We start from the raw sequence: 15,269 nt of genomic DNA, 5'->3' as shown, positions 1-15,269 counted from the left end.
CCCTCCTGGCCTTGATCTCGGCGCGGACGGCGGCCCACGCGATCTTCTGCCGAGCGGAGTGCCTTGCGGGCGGGTCCTCGGCGGCGGGGCCCGGGGTGGGGTCGCCGTCGGCCGGCGGGCCCGCCGGATCGCCCGCGGGGGGCGGATCCAGGGGGTGCCGGTCCGGAGCATGGTGGCGAGCCGCTCGCGCTCGTCCTCGGGCATCTGGCCCAGGAGCGTGACGAGCTGCTCGGCCCGGATGCCGATCACGGCGGCGTCGGGGTAGGCGGGGAAAGGAGTCGGCCCGTACTCCCGCAGCTTGATCTCCTGGCGCCGCACCGTGCGCAGCTTGCCGTTGCTGTCGGGGCGCCAGCCGCCGCGCGGCGGCCTGCCGGGGTCGGAGCGGACGAACGCGCCGCTGAACGACTGCGCGGTGATGGAGCCCTCGCGGATGTTCTCCAGCACCTCGTCCGCCAGCTCGGTGCGGTTGTAGCGGGTGACCGTGAGCAGACCGCGGCTGTCCGCCGTGATCTCCACCGGGGCGCCGATCGGCATCGCCCCGCGCTCGCTGGGAGTGCCGAACAGGGTCCGGCCGTGGTTGTACAGCACCCCTACGCGCCAGTTCGTGCGGGAGCCGGCCGGGGCGAGCTGGGTCAGGGTCCGGTCGAAGGCCCTACGGTCGATGTCCTCGTTGTAGTGGCCGTCCTGGTCGTAGATCTCCGTGGGAGTGGAGAACACCGCGGCGTACGCCTCGACCGTGCGGCCGTCCCCGCCGGCGCGGACACGGATGTCCTCCAGCGGGAAGCTGCGAATGAACGCGTCCATGATCACGCTCCCTCGTTGGGTGGTGGGGTGGGTGCGGCCGTGCCGGGGCCGGTGCCGGGTTTCTGGAGCTGCACGGAGTACAGGCCGGTGTGGACGAGCAACGAGAAGTCGTCTGCTTCTACGGCCTTGATGACCGAGGCGGGCTCGAAGCCCGCGTCGGTGAGCTGCCGGATGGTGCGGGACTTGATGCCCTGGATGTCTGCGGCGTCCTTGCTGTCCTCGCGCAGGAACGCGATGTCGCGCTCGTCGTACCAAAGCTCCGCGCCGGCAGGAACGTTGACCAGTGTGGCCAGGGCGCCCGCTGCCTCGCGCCACAGCGGGCGCATCGTGGCGTCCGCGAAACGCCGCCTGGCGGCCGTGTAGTTGCCCGAGTTCAGGCTCGACCCGGCCAGACTCTCCGAGAACCCCGCGATGGACGGCGGCACACCGGCCGCCGCCGCGAGCCGGGTCTCACCCGCGCCCTGGGTGGCCCTGAAGTCGATCTGCCCCAGGTCCTTGCCCGCGATCGTGACGTCCGCGCCGCCGCCCAGGTACAGCGTCCGGTACGCGTTGTCGACGCCCTGGTGGGCGGCGTCCATGGCCGCCTTGAACTTCGCGAACTTCTCCGGGCTCAGGTCCTTGTCGTAGGAGACGATGACCTGCGGTGTGGCGCCGTTCTCGAAGAACTTCAGCTTGTGGGTGGTCGCCGCGGAATCGCCGGTGATCTCCCGGACGATCGGCGTCAGCCACGACATGCCCCGGTAGTGGAACTCCGGATCCGGGATCGGCGCGAAGTGCGCCACCTGCTGAGGCAGCAGGAACACCGGGTCGTCCCAGTTGCCCTGTGGGGCGTAGCCGTATCCCACGAGGTCACCGTCAATGGCGTCACCGGCCAGATGCGGCTCGTCCTCACTGCCGGTGACGATGATGACCCAGTCCGGGCGTAGCCGCTTCAGCCGGCCGGGGTTGTAGTCGGTGATGAAAGCGTTGCCGTTCAGGTCGGCGTCCTGGATCATCCGCGACAGCAGATCGCCTGTCGTCCCGTTGGGCCATGGCGTCTCCAGAATCGCGAGATCATCCGTCCCGAACAGCTCACCCGGCCGGCCTTTACGCATCTGCCGGAACTGGAACCGCGCCTCCGAGAACACCATCTGCCGGACCAGCATCAACGCGAAGACCGGGCCGTTGCGCTTGTACGCGAAGCGGACCGCAGCCTCGAAGTCCCAGGCCGAGGAGCGCTCTTCGCCGCCGACCGGACGGCCCATCCCGAAGTACGTGTTGCCGCCGATCGACCAGGAGGCGTCATCGAGGACCGAGGACAGGTCGAAGCGCCGGAACGCGCGCTGCAAGAGGTTCACCGGCCATCACCACCCGCACGGGTCACCTCGCCGCCGACATCGACCAGGAGGAGGAACGACGCCGCGGCGATGGCACCGGCCGTCATCAGCCCCCAGCCCACGCCGAACTCGACGGTCACGCCGGCGAACGAGGTCAGGCAGCCCGCCGCGTATCCGAGCCGGGACCAGGTCAGGGCCGTCACCTGCCGTAGTCGCCTCATCCGTACATCGCCCACGCCTCCACCTCCTCCTCTTCCTCGATCTCCACGCCCAGCCCCCACTTGGCGAGGGTCGCCGCGACCAGCGGACTGATGTCCACGCCCACCCCGCGCCGGGCCCACGCCCACGCATCCCCCAACGTCCTCTTCTGGGCACCAGCGAGTGCCGAGGCCAGCGGCGGCTGATCGATGTGCGAGAGCGACTGTGTGGCAACCGCGTCAAAGAACTGGCCGCACGCCTGGGCGACGTCACGCACCCTGGGCTGCACCACCTCAATTCCCAGGGCATCTTCGATGTCCTTGATGAGCGCCCCCGCCGGGCCGCCCGCATCGATGACCCAGGCCCGCGGCGACCACATGGTGTGCCGCTCCTTCACCCAGTCCAGCACCCACCCCGTGCCAGGCCGGTGTTCCGCGATTTCCACATGCACGCCCCCACGCCACGCTCCGGCCACCGCGATCGCCGTGTGGGACCGCTCGGGCGTCATGTCGATGGCGAACGCCACGGGGCCCTCCGTCTGCGAGTCCGCAGCCGCCAGAGCCCGCCAGACGTCCTCTCCGATGACCTGCCAGGTGTCCGCCGTATCCGAGGGGTACTCACCCACACCCAGCCGCTCGCGGGCGTACCCGGCAGCGCTGAGCGTGGCCCGCTCCCGTGCGACCTTCTCCAGCGTCAGCCGGTAACCGACACCCGGGTTGGACTTCAGCACAGCCTCATCGGAGGCCGCGTCGTCGTGCGCCGTGCAGTCCTGCGGGCACTCATCGACGTGCGGGTCGATCGACCACTCCATGTAGGCCAGCGACGGGTCCGGCGTGCCGATCTCGATCGCAGAGAGTGCCCGGCGCCGCAGGCGGCCCAACTGCACGGACGGGGCACCGATGCCGGCGCTGCCCGCGTACCAGATCTGCGGATCCTCGACAGCCGCCATCGTCGGCAGCAGGGCGTCCATCTCGTTGTCGCCGAGGATCATGTCCTCGTCCATCATGTTGCAGTGACCGGTGAAGCCTCTGCCCGAGCCCTTCGAGCGGGCGATGAACCGCAGCAACTGCCCGGTGTACAGCTCGATGCCTTCCTCGCCGACAGTCTGCCGGTACGTCTTGACACGTTTGTGCAGGTCAGGGGTTTGCCGGATCAGCCGCTCGATCCGTTTGAAGGCGTTCTTCGCCGTCTTGAACTCATGCGCCGAGTGCAGGATCAGTTCCTCGCCGCCGATGAACAGCCCCCACAGCTCCCTCGCTTCGATCACGCCCCCTTTACCGTTCTGGCGGGGGACGTTGAAAGCGACCTCGAACGCCGCCCAAGAGCCGTCCGGCTTCTCTCCCATGCCCACGCGCAGAATGTGCTGCTGCCACGGGTCCAGCCTCAGACCAGCCCTCGTGGCGAGGTCGATAGCCTCCTGACCCGCAGTCGACGCCGTCGGCGGGGCGCTCTCGATCGGCGGCGTCTGCCAGCCGTACACCCGACCGCTGTCGTCACTCACCAGCGGCCTGCTCGCGGGCGGCAGCGCGTCGCTTCTTTCGCTGCTCAGCAATGTCATCGACCGCATCCCCCTTCGACTCCACCGGCGCCAGAGCTCGGATCTTCGTCATGACGGCCGTCAACTCCCGCGCGACGACAGCCTGTGATGTCGGTGCATCGCCCACGGGAATCGCGTCGAGAGCCTCAGCAAGACGCTCGGCAAGAGAAGCCAGGCCGGGGGTTGACTTTTCGGCGCCAAGCCTTTCGAGTTCGGCGCGGATGGCAGCAATGATCATCCCGACCCCCGTCACGCAGCGTGATGTCACACAGGGTGACCAAGATCAATTAAGGTCAAGAGTGAGCTTCGGGGAAAACGATCTTCAAAATGGCCGCGCAAAAAATCGGGCGACAAGGGCGTTTGGGTCGCCCGCTACCCGCAGCCCGTCAGCCGAAGGCCCCCTCCGGCCGGCAGCCGATCAGGCCCGTGACCGTGCCCGCTGTGTGATCACCAGGCGCGTGATGACTGGGGCATCACCTGGTGTGACCGGGCTGGTCGGGTGCTGTACCAGCGGGTGGCGACCCTGCGCATGTCCGGGTCGCGCATGGCGTCGATGCGCTGCATCACGATCTCCCGCCCCGGGTCAACGGTGACGATGCGTGCGTCGAGGCGTTTGTACCGGGCGAGTGCCTTACGGCTGGGCATGGTGTGGATGAGGTAGACGTCGGTCTGGTCGCGTACCTCGAACGCCTCGTGCATGGCCGCGAACCGTGCTTTGTGCGCGACGCGTAGCTGGACCGGGTCCTGGTTCCACTGGGGTGCGCCGGGGCCGGAGAGCGCGTGGGTGATGAGGTCGAGGTCGATGACGATGTCGGTCGGCTTGGCGTGGGCCTGGATCCAGGACGACTTACCGGAGGTCGGCGGGCCGGTGACGACGTACAGCACGGCGTCACCTCCGCAGCTACGGTCCGTCAGGCTCCGAAGGGCGCGGGCCCGCTTCCCTGAATGATGAGCTCGTTCGAGCCGGTCTGGTAGTTGGTCACGATGAAGTCGCCCTCTGTACCACCGTTGATGCTCAGTCGCGGCTGGTCTGCGTCCCAGATGTTCCAGGCGGCTTCCTCGCCGTCGGTCTGCAAGGAGCCGTGCCATTCCTTGAGGTTCCGATCAAGGGTGATCACGAGCTGTGCCGTGACTTCGTACTCGGCGTTGTCGATGAGGACCGAGGCGGGTCCGTGGTAGGTCGTCATGGGCTCATCATCGCCGATGGCCGTGGTCACCATCTCCGTGAGGTCTTGAGCGGCTGTGGGCCGGTCCGGTTGCCCTTGGAGCTGTTGCAGCGGCGGTGCATGGGGCGAGCGTTGGCCGGGTCGAGGAGCGAACCGCCCTTGGACAGCGGGATGACGTGGTCGAGGGTGAACGACATCGGGTGCCGCGAGCTGAGCTTCAGGTTGATGTTGTGGCCGCAGCGGGCGCAGGGGAGGCCGAGGGCTTTCAGCGCGGCGACCAGTCGGCGGTAGGGGCGCCCGTTTCGGGGGTTGCCGGCCACGGGCGCCACCTCCAACTACTTGGCGGGGACGGCCCATTCGAGTGGGTCATCGAGCGATTCCGGGGAGTACAGGATTCGTTCGGGCCGCTTGTCGCTCGGCACAGCGAAGGGAATCTTCCCGCGTAGGCAGTCGCCGACCCGGACTTTGGAGTCGCCCATGGGGGCGAACTCGGGCTTGGGGAGGTCGCCTCCGTTGAGCCCGGTGACTTCGATGCGAGTGTCGTCGGCGTAGGCGAGGGACCAGGGGAACTGGCTGACGGAGATTGTCTCGCCCTTGACGTTGCAGACCTTGACCTCGATGGTCGCCCACACGTCTCCGCCGAGGTCTTCGGTGGGGGGTTGCGGGCCCTTCACGGGCTGCGTGTAGGAGTAGGCGGTGGTTGCGAAGGAGATGCCCTTGGTGTCTTCGACGTTGGCCGTCTCGCCGAACTTGAACGTCGTCTGCTGTGGGGCCTCGGGCGTGGGGCTGGCGCTGGTGAGGGTCGGCTCGGCCGCTGCTTCGGCCTTCGTGACGGTAGGGCCGTTGTCGCTGCATGCGGTGAGTGTGGCGAGCAGTAACGCGGCGGCGGTCGCCGTCGTGGTGCGGGTGCGCATGGTCCCCCCAAGGACTGTGAGATGAGGAGGCCATCGTGGCGCGTGGGTATGAGGCGCGTCCGCGCGGTGACTGGTTCGTGACATGGCGAAGGCCCCGTCGCGGTGGGCGTTCGGGGCCTTCGTGGTGTCTCCGGGGGCCGCTGCCGCCTGTTGGCGGTGGATCCGGTTGCCCGGTTCCGGCCTTGTCCCGGCAGTTGGTGTCAGGCTGGTTGTGGACACAGTCCTGCGGAGCGATCGTTACACGGCTCTGACCTGCGCGTCAAGGGGCGTTGGATCGGGTGCCGGGCGGCGATGAGGGCGGTGACGTCGCTGCTGGCGTAGTAGGGGTGCCGTTCGGTCCCGCCGGCGCGCTTGAGTCGGCCTCGGTGGACGAGCAGGCGGACGCCGCCGAGGCCGATGCCGAGGGCGTTGGCGGTCTGGTGGGCGGTGAGGTGGCCGGGCGGTACGTACATGGGTCCAGTGTGGCTCAGGAGCTTGTGGTCACTCGGCGGGCGGCGTGGCGGGAGCGTCTTCCCCGGTGGCGCCGTTCCGCAGTGTCGTTCTCCTGGCCAGGATCAAAGCCGCTACGCCGCCGCATGCGCCGCCGATCGCCGTGACCAGACCAGTCACAGCGGTGATGATCGCAACTAAATCCGGTGGCTCCGGCTGCGAAGGGCTTGAGGGGTCGGACGGGTCGACTTGGAAGCTGGCGGTCCACTCGAAGGCATACATGACGGAAGCCGCGAAGAGAATGCTGATGCCTACCCAGAAGACCCCGGTGGAAGTTTTGCGCAGTCCGCGTCTCGCCTCGCGGGCCTCAGCGTCTTCGCGCATCAGGCGTTGCGCCTCGCGGACCACGGTGTCGGGGATCTCGCCGTACCCGACCTGGCTCTCGATCGTCTGGTCGGCGGCCTCTTTGCAAACCCTGCACTCCCCGCATTCCTCTTCGGGGGTGGCCGCCCCGCAGTCGGGCGGGAAGTCGTCCTCGTCTTGGGTCATTTAGTCATCGTCTCCTTCTCCGGAGTGACGGGCGGGGGCTTTTCGTTACGGATTTCGTTTCAGCGCGGTCAGTGGGTGTGGGGCGGGTACCACCAGCCGCAGCGGGCGCAGTAGGCCAGTTCGGCGGTGAGGGTGATGAGGCGGCGGATCATGTGCTCTCCACCTGCTCTCCGGTGTGCTCTCCGGCGCTCTCCGGCTGCTCTCCGTCTGGAGAATCGGCGGTCTGACCTGCGTCTCCATCCGTGGAGAGGGGTTCCTCTCCGTCGTGGGGGAGGAGGGGGGCGAGGTCGGCGAGGCGGACCCCGGAGCGGCCTTCTACGTCGCCGACGCGGAGGCTGCGGGTGATGGGGATGCGGAGGGTGGTGAGGGCGGCCCGGAGCCGGGCGTCGTCGTGCCCCTGGTGGCCGGGGAGTTGGCGCATGGCGGGGTACAGCTCGTAGAGGTGGATTCCGGTGCGTGGGCCGATGGTCTGGATGAGCCAGCGGGCGAAGACCGCGCGGGGGTCCGGCGGAGGGGTGTCCACCACGGTGGACACCGGCTCGGGGGTCTCGGTGTCGGCGAAACCCTTCTCGGGCTCGGGGGTGACGGTGTCGACGTGCCCCTCCTCGTCCTGGTCGTCGGGGAGTTCGCGGTAGCCGATGGCCCAGGCCCCGGTGACCCAGGCGACCGTACCGGCGGCGACTGCGTAGGTGGTGTAGTCGGAGACGAGGATCAGGTAGCCGCCGGCGCCGAGGAGGGCGAGCCGTTTGAGCGGGGCCCGCTTGTCCAGCTCGGGCTTGGCGTTCTTCGGGGCGTCGTCGGGGAGGGCCCGGTACTTCGGGGACGTGACCCAGGCCGTGATCCGCTCGTACAGGATCACTGACCCCTCGCCGAGCGGCCGGGCGAGGGGTTCGAGGGGGAGGTTCACCGGCCGACGCCGGTCTGGGTGATGGTGGTGCCGACGGTGCCGCCTACCTGCTGGACGGTGCCGAAGATGTCCGCGACGATCCCGCCCGCGCTGCCGGCGAGGAGCGCGACGGCGATGGCGGTCGTGATGACGACCTTCTTCTCGGCGTCCTTGTAGACGTTGTTCTTCCACTTCACGACGATGATCGTGCACATGATGATTCCGACGATGAGGGCTCCCATGGCGCCGCCGTTGACGTCGAGGGCGGGCGCGATCTGGGGCGGTGCGGCCATGGTGTGCCGGGCGGCGGTGTCGATGGCGGCGGTCAGGCTGTTGGACACGGTGGGCCTTTCAGAAGCCGAGGAGCTTGGCGATGGTCGTGAGGGACGCGGCGTAGATCGCCCAGGTGGCGAGCCGGGCGCGTATGACCGGCGGGGTGAGGAGCGCGAGGGCGCGTATGACCAGGTAGGCGGTCACGGCCCAGCCGAGGGCGTAGGCGAGCACGGTGGTACTCCGTGGGGTGTGCCGGGTCATACCGCCCGCGCCTCGCGGTCTGACGTGCGGGTGCGGGCGGTATGACGGGTCAGGTGCCGGGCTCGGCGGGCGGGGCCGGGGCGGTGTGATCGGGCTGGTCGGGGCCGGTGTGACCGTGAACGGCGGGGTCGTACGGGGCGACCTGGCAGGCGATGATTTGCGGCTCGACACCGGGCGGGTAGACCTCGGCCTCCCAGGCGTTGCGGTACGTACCGGCGATGAGGGAGACCGCGTGCTTCACGGCGGCGGAGGCGGTCATACCTCCGTGGTCGCCGGTCATACCGGCTCTCATGATCACGGCGAGGTCGTCATACAGCTCGGCGTCGACCTTGACGGACAGGCCCTTGCCGGGCAGCGGCGGCGTGCTCACCGGTCACCTGCCGCGAGGAGTTCTGTGAGCTGGTTGGCCAGCGTGCGGAGGTGGAAGGCGTGGGAGGTGAGCGCGGCGGCGATCTGCCGGAGCTGCTGGGGGTTGGAGGGGTGGCCGCCGCCCGCGATCTCCACCCACATGTGGACGGTCCGGCCGGGGTGGGGGAGTTCGCTGAAGGGGTGCTGGGACAGGGCGGCGATCATGGAAGTGACCTGGCCGCGGCTGGTGGTCATGTTGAAGGGGATGTCGGGTCCGTCGTGGGTGATGTCGACCCGGTACTGGGGCGGCCCGTCGTGGCCGGTGCACCAGTCGGGCTCGGGGATGGTGATCTGCCCGTGGTCGAGCGTCTCGATCGTCACGGTGCGCGGGTGGCTCATCGGGCGGCCTCTTGGTCGAGGGCGGCGAGCAGGTCGCGCAGGACGTGGTCGAGGCTGACGGCGGCGGTGAGCATCTGGCCGTGGCTGTGGATGTTCGCGTCGGCGTGCGCGACGAGTTCGCGGCGGGCGCGGTCAATCGCGGTGCTGAGGCTGGGGGTCCAGGTGCGGGCGTCGCGCTCCGGGTTGTGGAGCGGGTCGTGAATGCCGGTGACGGTGCTCATCGGTCACCCCCCGCGGCCTTGCGGAGCAGGAGGGCGTATTCCCCGCGGGTGATGGCGCGGTCGACGGGCGGGGCGTACCGAAGGACTTCGGCCTCCAGTACGTCGGCGGCGTCGGTCATGTAGCCGCGCCGGTCGGTGACCGCGGTGAGGATCATCGCGAGGCGGCGGCCGTCGGTGAACGCGTGGGTGGGCCGGACGGACGCGAGCCGGTTGGCGATGTTGAGGAGGATCTCGCGGGCGTCGCCGCCGGGCGGGGCCGGGGTGGGGGTGTCGTTCACCGGGCACCGCCACAGTGGCGCTTGATGTACGCGCGGTAGACGGGCAGCCGGAGGCCATGCAGCTCGGCGGCCGGGTCCCAGTCCGTACTGACGACGCGCCCGTTGGGGGCGGTGAGGGTCAGGGTGACGGTGGTCGCCGTAGCGGCGGTGACGGTAACGGTGCCGCCGTGGGTCTGGAAGAGGTGGTCCAGTTCCCGGATCGACCACACCTTGTCCGTCGGGGCGGTGGGGGTGATCGTGCCGGTGACGCCGGCCTCGGTGGCGCGGACGGTGGTGGTGCGTCCGTCGCGGCGGGTGATGCTGCCGACGGCTACCAGGCGTCGCGAAAGGTTGATCGGAGTTGTGCAGGGCTGCACAACTTGGGCAAGATCGGCCATAGCCGAGTCCTCCTGGTTGAGTCAGGGGGTTCTTCGGTCAGGGAGTCGGGCGACGCGCGCGCCCCTCCGGTGTTCCAGCACCGGGGGAGCTGTCGGCCGGCTCCCGCTCTGCGTTATGCGGTTGTGTCGGGGCCCGTTCCAGCGGGCCCCTTCTTCTTGCCGTGCTTCTTGATCGACTTGTCTACGGCGGTCCAGCTCTTGCCGATGTCGTTCGCCACGGCGTAGACGCTGCCGAGTTCCGCGACGCCCTCGGCGAGGGCTGCCGCCCTGCGTGCGGCGGATTCGGAGGTGAGGGCGGCGAGCTGTTCCAGCAGCGCGTCTTCCCCACGGACCCGTTCCCGCCAGGGCTTCGTGTCCATCGAGAGGAAGCTATCACACCCGGGGTGTGATAGTCCAGCTCTTGCCGTCAACTCGCCACCGACCGAATGACATTGGCCGTCACATTGGTCTGCGAATTGGTCTTCACATTCGCCTTCGCGTCCACATCCATGAGCGCCTTCAGCCCCGGCCACATAGCCTCCGGATAAGTCGTCCGGCACCACTCACACACCACGACCTTGGCGCCTGCGGGCAGACGCAGGGCCGCACCGCAGATCCCGCCGTCGTCGAACTTCGCCGGACAGTTCCCGATCCGCTTGTCGCGCGCCTTCGGCTGGATCATCGAGCCGACCGACCCGGCCAGATCCCGGATCTCCGCCGCGAACGTGCCGGCCTCCGGCCACGACACCGCCACCCACGGCAGATGCCCAAGCAGCTCGACGGACGCACGGCGCACCCGGCCGGTCGGGCTCCCGGGGTGCGCCGCCGCGCGCCAGCCGCGCTCGGTCCGGATGGCGTCCAACCAGCTCTCCAGCAGCCTGACCATCCCGTCCTCCCCCCGCTGGTCGAGGACGTCCTCGGAGATCGGCAGCGGCGGGTAGCCGCCAGTGGACGTGCGGCCCAGGGTGGGGCTGCCAGACGACGGGGCGAGGAGATCCTCCAAGCCGTCGTACAAGGCGGGCATGGACTCCAGATGGACTCGGGTGTCCTTCGTGCAGCCGACACACAGGTAGCCGTCCTCCATCGAGCGCTCGCACAGCAGGCAGTCAGCCACGGTCCGCCTCCGTCCCCGCGCCGAGCAGCGCGAGGGTGTCGGCGATCCAGTCGACCCACGCGTTGATGCGCTCGGCGCCGGCCGGGCCGGAGAGGTCAGCACCCTGAAGCCCGATGAGCATGGCGGGCCGGATCGCTGCCGCATACCGCTCGCGCCGGTCACCGCCCGGGGTACCCACCATCTGGGTACCTTCCGCGCTGCCAGGGGCCAGCGCAATCTGCTGACCCTTCTTGTCGTCTGACACGGTCACCGCCCCCGTCCGGTCCGGCGGTCGCGAACCCGCTCGACGAGCTGGTCGAGGTACTCGAAGGCGAACACCAGGAAGATCCCGGCGTAGACCCCGAAGGTCCCTATCAGTGCCTCGCGGCTGCTCATGGTTCATCTCCTCTGGTACCGGACGGAAGTCGTCCCGCACGTCGAAGGGCTGGCTGTCCGTCCGTGTTCGATCGTCTGCCCTGGTGACGCGTCCGGCTGGGTTGGTCAAGATCGGCCGCAGGATCGCGATCACTTCCGGCGGTGGCGGCGGAGCCTCGGCGACGCGGGCGTGGATCTGTGCGATCACTTCGTCACCGAGGAGGCGCCTTCGTTCTTCTGGTGTCACGCCGCGAGCATGTCGGGGACGGGCACGGCTTCGGCCCGAGTAGGACGGACCGAGCTTCGTGGTTGACTCAGAACGGCGGTTCGTCCGAGTAGCTGCGGCCGGCGGCGCCTGCCGGAGCAGCAGCGCCCGCGGTCTTGGCCGCACCCCACGGGTCGTCAGCGGGCGCCTGCGCGGCCCGGGGCTGACCGCCGCCCGCCGGGTTCTTGCTGACCTTCGCCGAGGCACGCAGCAGCGACGGGCCGACCTCCTCCACGTCGACCTCGAAGACCGTGCGCTTGACGCCCTCGCGGTCCTCGTACGAGCGCTGCTTCAACCGGCCCTGGACGATGACCCGCATGCCCTTGGTGAGGGACTCGGCGACGTTCTCCGCGGCCTGGCGCCACACGGAGCAGGTGAGGAACAGGCCTTCGCCGTCCTTCCACTCGTTGGCCTGCTTGTCGAAGACGCGCGGCGTGGAGGCGACGCGGAACTTGGCGACTGCGGCGCCGGCCGGGGTGAAGCGCAGTTCGGGATCGTCGACCAGGTTGCCGACGATGGTGATGGTGGTTTCGCCTGCCATGGCGGGCTCCTTCTGTGGTGTTCTGGGCGGGTGGCGGGTCAGCCTGCGGAATCGATGGGCGGGATGAGCCTGAGATCCCCGTCGGTCAGATCGAGCGGCTGAAGGTGGCCGCCGCCGATGACATCCGCCACCGGGAGAACGGCCCCGTCGCTGTAGACGACCCACGAGATAACGGGCGCGATGGCTGTCTGGTCGCCCTCCGGCGATACGTTCCACGCGACTCCCCACCCAGCGCCGGGTAGAGCCGCGAGGATGCGTGGACGCTGCACAACGCTGTGGAAGTCGGGGAGCGATGAAGCGGCAACCCGCTTGCCGTGCTCGTCAACGGTGAGCGGTTCTCCGCTCTCGTCCCAGCCGAGGATCGGGCGCCTGCGTCCTGGCCGGCCGTCCTCGAAGTCGGATCGCGTCCAGTAGAGGGCGTGAAAGCCGGTCGGCGATTCTTCGGGAATGGGCACGATGTCCTCTTTCTTGGGTGGCTGCGTCTGCGGGCAGTGCGGTCCGGCTGTCCGACCTGTCCGCTCCCTAAAGGAGGGGAGCGGGAGCGGACAGGTCGTCCGTACTGCCCCGTCCGCACCTGTCCGCAACCTGTCCGGGACAGGTCTGACCTGGTGTTTCTCTAGTACCTGTCCGCGATTTGCGGACAGGCGATTTGCCCGAAATAGCTGTCCGCGTCCTTACGGCACTCCGGACAGGTTTGCGGACAGGTAATCTGCGGCGTTTGTCTGGTTCTTGCGGTGCCTCGTGACGTCGGTCAAGAGGCCGTTCTCCACCTTGATCCCGAGCCGGGTGCACTCGGCACGGAGACGGTCCCGGCCGTACCCGGGCGGCACCCCAGCGGCGTCCAGGGCGGCCGCAACTTCCTCGACCCGGCCCTGATATCCGGTGCGCGCCTGGGGCTCCCCTGCGGGGTTCAACTGGACGAGGACGATGGACGAGACGGGCGTTCCGTCCTCCTTCGCCTCCCCGTCCAGGAGCACCTGGTGGAGGCCGAACACCACGTCGCCCAGCTCCTCGTCGTCCTTCTGCTTGCCTGTCTTCAGGGTGACCTGGGAGTCGAGGAGCCCCTTGCCCTTGCGCTCGACACCGATCTCGGTCTGGAGCGCGCCCTTCACGGCGGTCGCCCCGCGCCCGCGGTCGCTGTCGTGACCGGTGTGGTGGACGAGCAGGACGCACGCGCCGGACGAACCACGCAACTGCTCCATGCGGTCAACGACCTTGCCCATCTCGGTGTTCGAGTTCTCCTCGATGCCGACCGTGACCCGGGCCTGGGTGTCGACGACGATGAGGGACGGCCGCCTGCGGCGGCACAGCTCGATGAGCACCAGCCACTCGGGATCCATCGCCTGTACGGGACGGGGCAGGAACTTGACCCCGGTCATCCGGGTGCCGTGGTGCTGCTCCCAGGCGCGCACCCTCTTGCGGATGCCCTTGATGCCCTCGGCAACCAGATAGATGACTTCCCCTTGTCGGACGCGCTGCCCGTGCCACGGTGTGCCGGTGCCGACGCACGCGGCGAAGTCCAGGGTCATGAAGGACTTGAAGGTGCCGGACGCGCCGTAGATCCGGGCGAGGGTGTCCTTGAAGAGGACGTCCTCGACGATCGGTTCGAGAGCGGGGATGTGGTCGAGGTCCTCGGTATCGAGGAGTTCCTCGTCGAGCGCCCGCAGTCGGGCTTCGAAGTGCTCCTCCGAGGTCAGCCCCTCGCCTGATTTCCCGCGCGGCGCGGTTGTCTCTCTCTGCTCTTGCACCCCGGCCGGGGCTGCGCGGGCGGAGGCAGCGCGGGGCTCGTTCTCTGGCGTGAGAAGCGTGGAGAAGTCCCGCCAGTCTTCTGTTCGGGACACCGGCGGCCACGGGTGCCGGGGCTGGGCCATGCCCGCGCGGAGCCCCGACTCGATGGTGGCGAGGGCTCTGCCTTCGGGGTGGTTGCCCGCTCGGGCAGCCGAAAGCAGCGTCTCGCGCGCCTCGCCCTCGCTGAGCGCCCCCGCCCCGACGAGGGTGCCGACGTTGAACGCGGCCCGGTTGATGGTGTCGTTCTGCATCCCGTCCAGGGCGCTGACGATCGCGTCGCACTCGTCCTGCACGGCCTTGTTCGTGTACGCGTCCTGATTGCCCACCGGCGCGGTGTACGTACCGGGCGGCAGCGGTTCCCGCGGGGCCGGCGGTCGCAGGAGGTCGAGGAGCCAGGTGGGCGCCTCGACGGGGTCGGGTCCGCCTTGCGGTGCATACGGCCCCTTGACCGATATCGACGGCGGGGCGACGACCTGTCCGCCATCGGCGCGGATGTCGAGGCCGGGCCCGAGCTTGCCCGAGCTGTTGCGGGGGTTGAAGCCGGGCCAGGCGAAGAAGAAATGCAGCCCGCCCGACCCGGTCTCGTGGCGCCGGGTTTCGGGCAGCGGCCCGTGCTCGGTCTCCAGAGCGGTGAGGCTGTCGAACCCGCCGTTGTCCGGGTCGACGTCGAGGACGAAGATCCCGGAGGCTTCCCCGGTGGCGATCCCGATGTTCGCGAGCGGGCGCTCGCCCCACCATGCGGCGATCTGGCTGGGGTTGGTGGTGGCGTTGTCCTGCCACGCGGAGTAGACGGGATGCTTGCCGCCCTGCTTGTAGTCGTGCTTGGCGTCCTGCTTCGGGTTGCCGCAGGTGCAGCGCCCGTCGACTACGTGGTGCAGAGGCAGGACTCGCCAGCCGCGCTTGCCGTACCACTGCGCGAACTCGATCACTGGCGGGAGCGCTGCGGCCTGCTTGGTTGCGGTCACTGATGCACCACCGGGAAGTGGTAGTCGCCGCCCTGAGTGCCGACGCAGCGCGAGCGGCGCTTCCCGAACCGGGGTTCGCCGGTCCGGCCAGCGGGGTGGATGTGCTGGTGGCCGCAGTACGTGCAGTCGACGACAAGGAGCAGCAGAGGGCGCCGCTCGGGGTCGTTCATGTCCGGGCTGCTGGTGGTGACGAGCCGCGCGGCGGCCGGGGCGAGGCCGCGCGCGGGGGCGACGGCCGGGCTGGCGGGCTCCGGCTCGTCGAAGAGGGTGGCGGCCGGGGCCGCGGTGGTTCTCACGAACGGTGGCT

25 protein-coding genes and 1 pseudogene are annotated in these 15,269 nt (G+C 69.2%); all 26 read right to left on the bottom strand.

The window, feature by feature from the left end:
* Window positions 1-303 precede the first annotated feature (303 nt).
* Window positions 304-804: pseudogene (locus tag KQY30_RS37485) on the bottom strand (HK97 family phage prohead protease); the annotation flags it as partial.
* 2 nt (window positions 805-806) lie between these two features.
* Window positions 807-2,141, bottom strand: a complete 1,335-nt coding sequence (locus KQY30_RS24925; RefSeq protein ID WP_217308737.1) for a phage portal protein — start codon at window positions 2,139-2,141, stop codon at window positions 807-809.
* On the bottom strand, window positions 2,138-2,356 hold the full coding sequence (locus tag KQY30_RS24920) for a hypothetical protein (RefSeq protein WP_217308736.1): 219 nt from the start codon (window positions 2,354-2,356) through the stop codon (window positions 2,138-2,140). Before KQY30_RS24920 ends, KQY30_RS24925 begins: the two co-directional genes overlap by 4 nt.
* Complete coding sequence (locus tag KQY30_RS24915) at window positions 2,338-3,819, bottom strand: terminase (RefSeq protein WP_217308735.1); 1,482 nt, start codon at window positions 3,817-3,819, stop codon at window positions 2,338-2,340. The genes KQY30_RS24920 and KQY30_RS24915 overlap by 19 nt, the downstream gene beginning before the upstream one ends.
* Entirely contained in the window at window positions 3,812-4,093 is a 282-nt protein-coding gene (locus KQY30_RS24910) for a hypothetical protein (RefSeq protein ID WP_217308734.1), read from the bottom strand. The genes KQY30_RS24915 and KQY30_RS24910 overlap by 8 nt, the downstream gene beginning before the upstream one ends.
* Window positions 4,094-4,302: 209 nt before the next feature.
* Window positions 4,303-4,740: a hypothetical protein gene (locus KQY30_RS24905; protein WP_217308733.1), complete on the bottom strand. Its 438-nt coding sequence runs from the start codon at window positions 4,738-4,740 to the stop codon at window positions 4,303-4,305.
* A 26-nt stretch (window positions 4,741-4,766) separates the two neighbouring features.
* The gene (locus KQY30_RS24900) at window positions 4,767-5,042 is read right to left on the bottom strand and encodes a hypothetical protein (RefSeq protein ID WP_217308732.1); all 276 of its coding nucleotides are present in this window, start codon (window positions 5,040-5,042) and stop codon (window positions 4,767-4,769) included.
* 26 nt (window positions 5,043-5,068) lie between these two features.
* A complete protein-coding gene (locus KQY30_RS24895) occupies window positions 5,069-5,341 on the bottom strand; it encodes an HNH endonuclease signature motif containing protein (RefSeq protein ID WP_217308731.1) in 273 nt (90 codons plus the stop codon).
* Between the two features lie 15 nt (window positions 5,342-5,356).
* Window positions 5,357-5,935, bottom strand: coding sequence for a DUF4352 domain-containing protein (locus tag KQY30_RS24890; RefSeq protein ID WP_217308730.1), 579 nt, complete (start codon window positions 5,933-5,935; stop codon window positions 5,357-5,359).
* Window positions 5,936-6,415: 480 nt separating this feature from the next.
* A complete protein-coding gene (locus KQY30_RS24885; RefSeq protein ID WP_217308729.1) occupies window positions 6,416-6,913 on the bottom strand; it encodes a hypothetical protein in 498 nt (165 codons plus the stop codon).
* A 148-nt stretch (window positions 6,914-7,061) separates the two neighbouring features.
* A complete protein-coding gene (locus KQY30_RS24880) occupies window positions 7,062-7,820 on the bottom strand; it encodes a hypothetical protein (protein ID WP_217308728.1) in 759 nt (252 codons plus the stop codon).
* Window positions 7,817-8,140 carry a hypothetical protein gene (locus KQY30_RS24875; protein WP_217308727.1) on the bottom strand — a complete coding sequence of 108 codons (324 nt, stop codon included), beginning with the start codon at window positions 8,138-8,140 and terminating at the stop codon, window positions 7,817-7,819. The genes KQY30_RS24880 and KQY30_RS24875 overlap by 4 nt, the downstream gene beginning before the upstream one ends.
* A 10-nt stretch (window positions 8,141-8,150) precedes the next feature.
* Window positions 8,151-8,303 carry a hypothetical protein gene (locus KQY30_RS24870; RefSeq protein ID WP_217308726.1) on the bottom strand — a complete coding sequence of 51 codons (153 nt, stop codon included), beginning with the start codon at window positions 8,301-8,303 and terminating at the stop codon, window positions 8,151-8,153.
* Window positions 8,304-8,382: 79 nt separating this feature from the next.
* On the bottom strand, window positions 8,383-8,703 hold the full coding sequence (locus tag KQY30_RS24865; protein WP_217308725.1) for a hypothetical protein: 321 nt from the start codon (window positions 8,701-8,703) through the stop codon (window positions 8,383-8,385).
* On the bottom strand, window positions 8,700-9,080 hold the full coding sequence (locus tag KQY30_RS24860; protein WP_217308724.1) for a hypothetical protein: 381 nt from the start codon (window positions 9,078-9,080) through the stop codon (window positions 8,700-8,702). The genes KQY30_RS24865 and KQY30_RS24860 overlap by 4 nt, the downstream gene beginning before the upstream one ends.
* Window positions 9,077-9,301, bottom strand: a complete 225-nt coding sequence (locus tag KQY30_RS24855) for a hypothetical protein (RefSeq protein ID WP_217308723.1) — start codon at window positions 9,299-9,301, stop codon at window positions 9,077-9,079. Before KQY30_RS24855 ends, KQY30_RS24860 begins: the two co-directional genes overlap by 4 nt.
* The gene (locus tag KQY30_RS24850) at window positions 9,298-9,579 is read right to left on the bottom strand and encodes a hypothetical protein (protein WP_217308722.1); all 282 of its coding nucleotides are present in this window, start codon (window positions 9,577-9,579) and stop codon (window positions 9,298-9,300) included. Before KQY30_RS24850 ends, KQY30_RS24855 begins: the two co-directional genes overlap by 4 nt.
* Entirely contained in the window at window positions 9,576-9,956 is a 381-nt protein-coding gene (locus tag KQY30_RS37195; RefSeq protein ID WP_217311545.1) for a hypothetical protein, read from the bottom strand. Before KQY30_RS37195 ends, KQY30_RS24850 begins: the two co-directional genes overlap by 4 nt.
* Before the next feature lie 113 nt (window positions 9,957-10,069).
* Window positions 10,070-10,315: a hypothetical protein gene (locus KQY30_RS24840; protein WP_217308721.1), complete on the bottom strand. Its 246-nt coding sequence runs from the start codon at window positions 10,313-10,315 to the stop codon at window positions 10,070-10,072.
* A 47-nt stretch (window positions 10,316-10,362) separates the two neighbouring features.
* Window positions 10,363-11,049, bottom strand: a complete 687-nt coding sequence (locus KQY30_RS24835) for a hypothetical protein (protein ID WP_217308720.1) — start codon at window positions 11,047-11,049, stop codon at window positions 10,363-10,365.
* Window positions 11,042-11,230 carry a hypothetical protein gene (locus tag KQY30_RS24830; protein WP_217308719.1) on the bottom strand — a complete coding sequence of 63 codons (189 nt, stop codon included), beginning with the start codon at window positions 11,228-11,230 and terminating at the stop codon, window positions 11,042-11,044. Before KQY30_RS24830 ends, KQY30_RS24835 begins: the two co-directional genes overlap by 8 nt.
* 65 nt (window positions 11,231-11,295) lie before the next feature.
* A complete protein-coding gene (locus KQY30_RS37190) occupies window positions 11,296-11,424 on the bottom strand; it encodes a hypothetical protein (RefSeq protein ID WP_302185338.1) in 129 nt (42 codons plus the stop codon).
* Between the two features lie 293 nt (window positions 11,425-11,717).
* Window positions 11,718-12,209 carry a single-stranded DNA-binding protein gene (locus KQY30_RS24825; protein WP_217308718.1) on the bottom strand — a complete coding sequence of 164 codons (492 nt, stop codon included), beginning with the start codon at window positions 12,207-12,209 and terminating at the stop codon, window positions 11,718-11,720.
* 38 nt (window positions 12,210-12,247) lie between these two features.
* A complete protein-coding gene (locus KQY30_RS24820) occupies window positions 12,248-12,664 on the bottom strand; it encodes a hypothetical protein (protein WP_217308717.1) in 417 nt (138 codons plus the stop codon).
* A 219-nt stretch (window positions 12,665-12,883) separates the two neighbouring features.
* Window positions 12,884-14,962 (bottom strand): bifunctional DNA primase/polymerase, encoded by a 2,079-nt coding sequence (locus KQY30_RS24815; protein ID WP_217308716.1) that lies wholly within the window; start codon window positions 14,960-14,962, stop codon window positions 12,884-12,886.
* Window positions 14,959-15,258 (bottom strand): hypothetical protein, encoded by a 300-nt coding sequence (locus KQY30_RS24810; RefSeq protein WP_217308715.1) that lies wholly within the window; start codon window positions 15,256-15,258, stop codon window positions 14,959-14,961. Before KQY30_RS24810 ends, KQY30_RS24815 begins: the two co-directional genes overlap by 4 nt.
* Between the last annotated feature and the right edge of the window lie 11 nt (window positions 15,259-15,269).

The sequence above is a fragment of the Streptomyces sp. GMY02 genome, from assembly GCF_019056675.1.
Classification (GTDB): Bacteria; Actinomycetota; Actinomycetes; order Streptomycetales; family Streptomycetaceae; genus Streptomyces; species Streptomyces odonnellii.
The sequence above is the reverse complement of the archived record's forward strand: the minus strand, read 5'-3'. Positions and strand labels throughout refer to the sequence as shown.

Coding starts and splice junctions, on each gene's coding strand:
- KQY30_RS37195 (WP_217311545.1), bottom strand. CDS start 9,956: ATGGCCGATCTTGCCCAAGTTGTGCAGCCCTGCACAACTCCGATCAAC.
- KQY30_RS24900 (WP_217308732.1), bottom strand. CDS start 5,042: ATGACGACCTACCACGGACCCGCCTCGGTCCTCATCGACAACGCCGAG.
- KQY30_RS24890 (WP_217308730.1), bottom strand. CDS start 5,935: ATGCGCACCCGCACCACGACGGCGACCGCCGCCGCGTTACTGCTCGCC.
- KQY30_RS24840 (WP_217308721.1), bottom strand. CDS start 10,315: ATGGACACGAAGCCCTGGCGGGAACGGGTCCGTGGGGAAGACGCGCTG.
- KQY30_RS24860 (WP_217308724.1), bottom strand. CDS start 9,080: ATGAGCCACCCGCGCACCGTGACGATCGAGACGCTCGACCACGGGCAG.
- KQY30_RS24885 (WP_217308729.1), bottom strand. CDS start 6,913: ATGACCCAAGACGAGGACGACTTCCCGCCCGACTGCGGGGCGGCCACC.
- KQY30_RS24825 (WP_217308718.1), bottom strand. CDS start 12,209: ATGGCAGGCGAAACCACCATCACCATCGTCGGCAACCTGGTCGACGAT.
- KQY30_RS24910 (WP_217308734.1), bottom strand. CDS start 4,093: ATGATCATTGCTGCCATCCGCGCCGAACTCGAAAGGCTTGGCGCCGAA.
- KQY30_RS24830 (WP_217308719.1), bottom strand. CDS start 11,230: ATGGTGGGTACCCCGGGCGGTGACCGGCGCGAGCGGTATGCGGCAGCG.
- KQY30_RS24855 (WP_217308723.1), bottom strand. CDS start 9,301: ATGAGCACCGTCACCGGCATTCACGACCCGCTCCACAACCCGGAGCGC.
- KQY30_RS37190 (WP_302185338.1), bottom strand. CDS start 11,424: ATGAGCAGCCGCGAGGCACTGATAGGGACCTTCGGGGTCTACGCCGGG.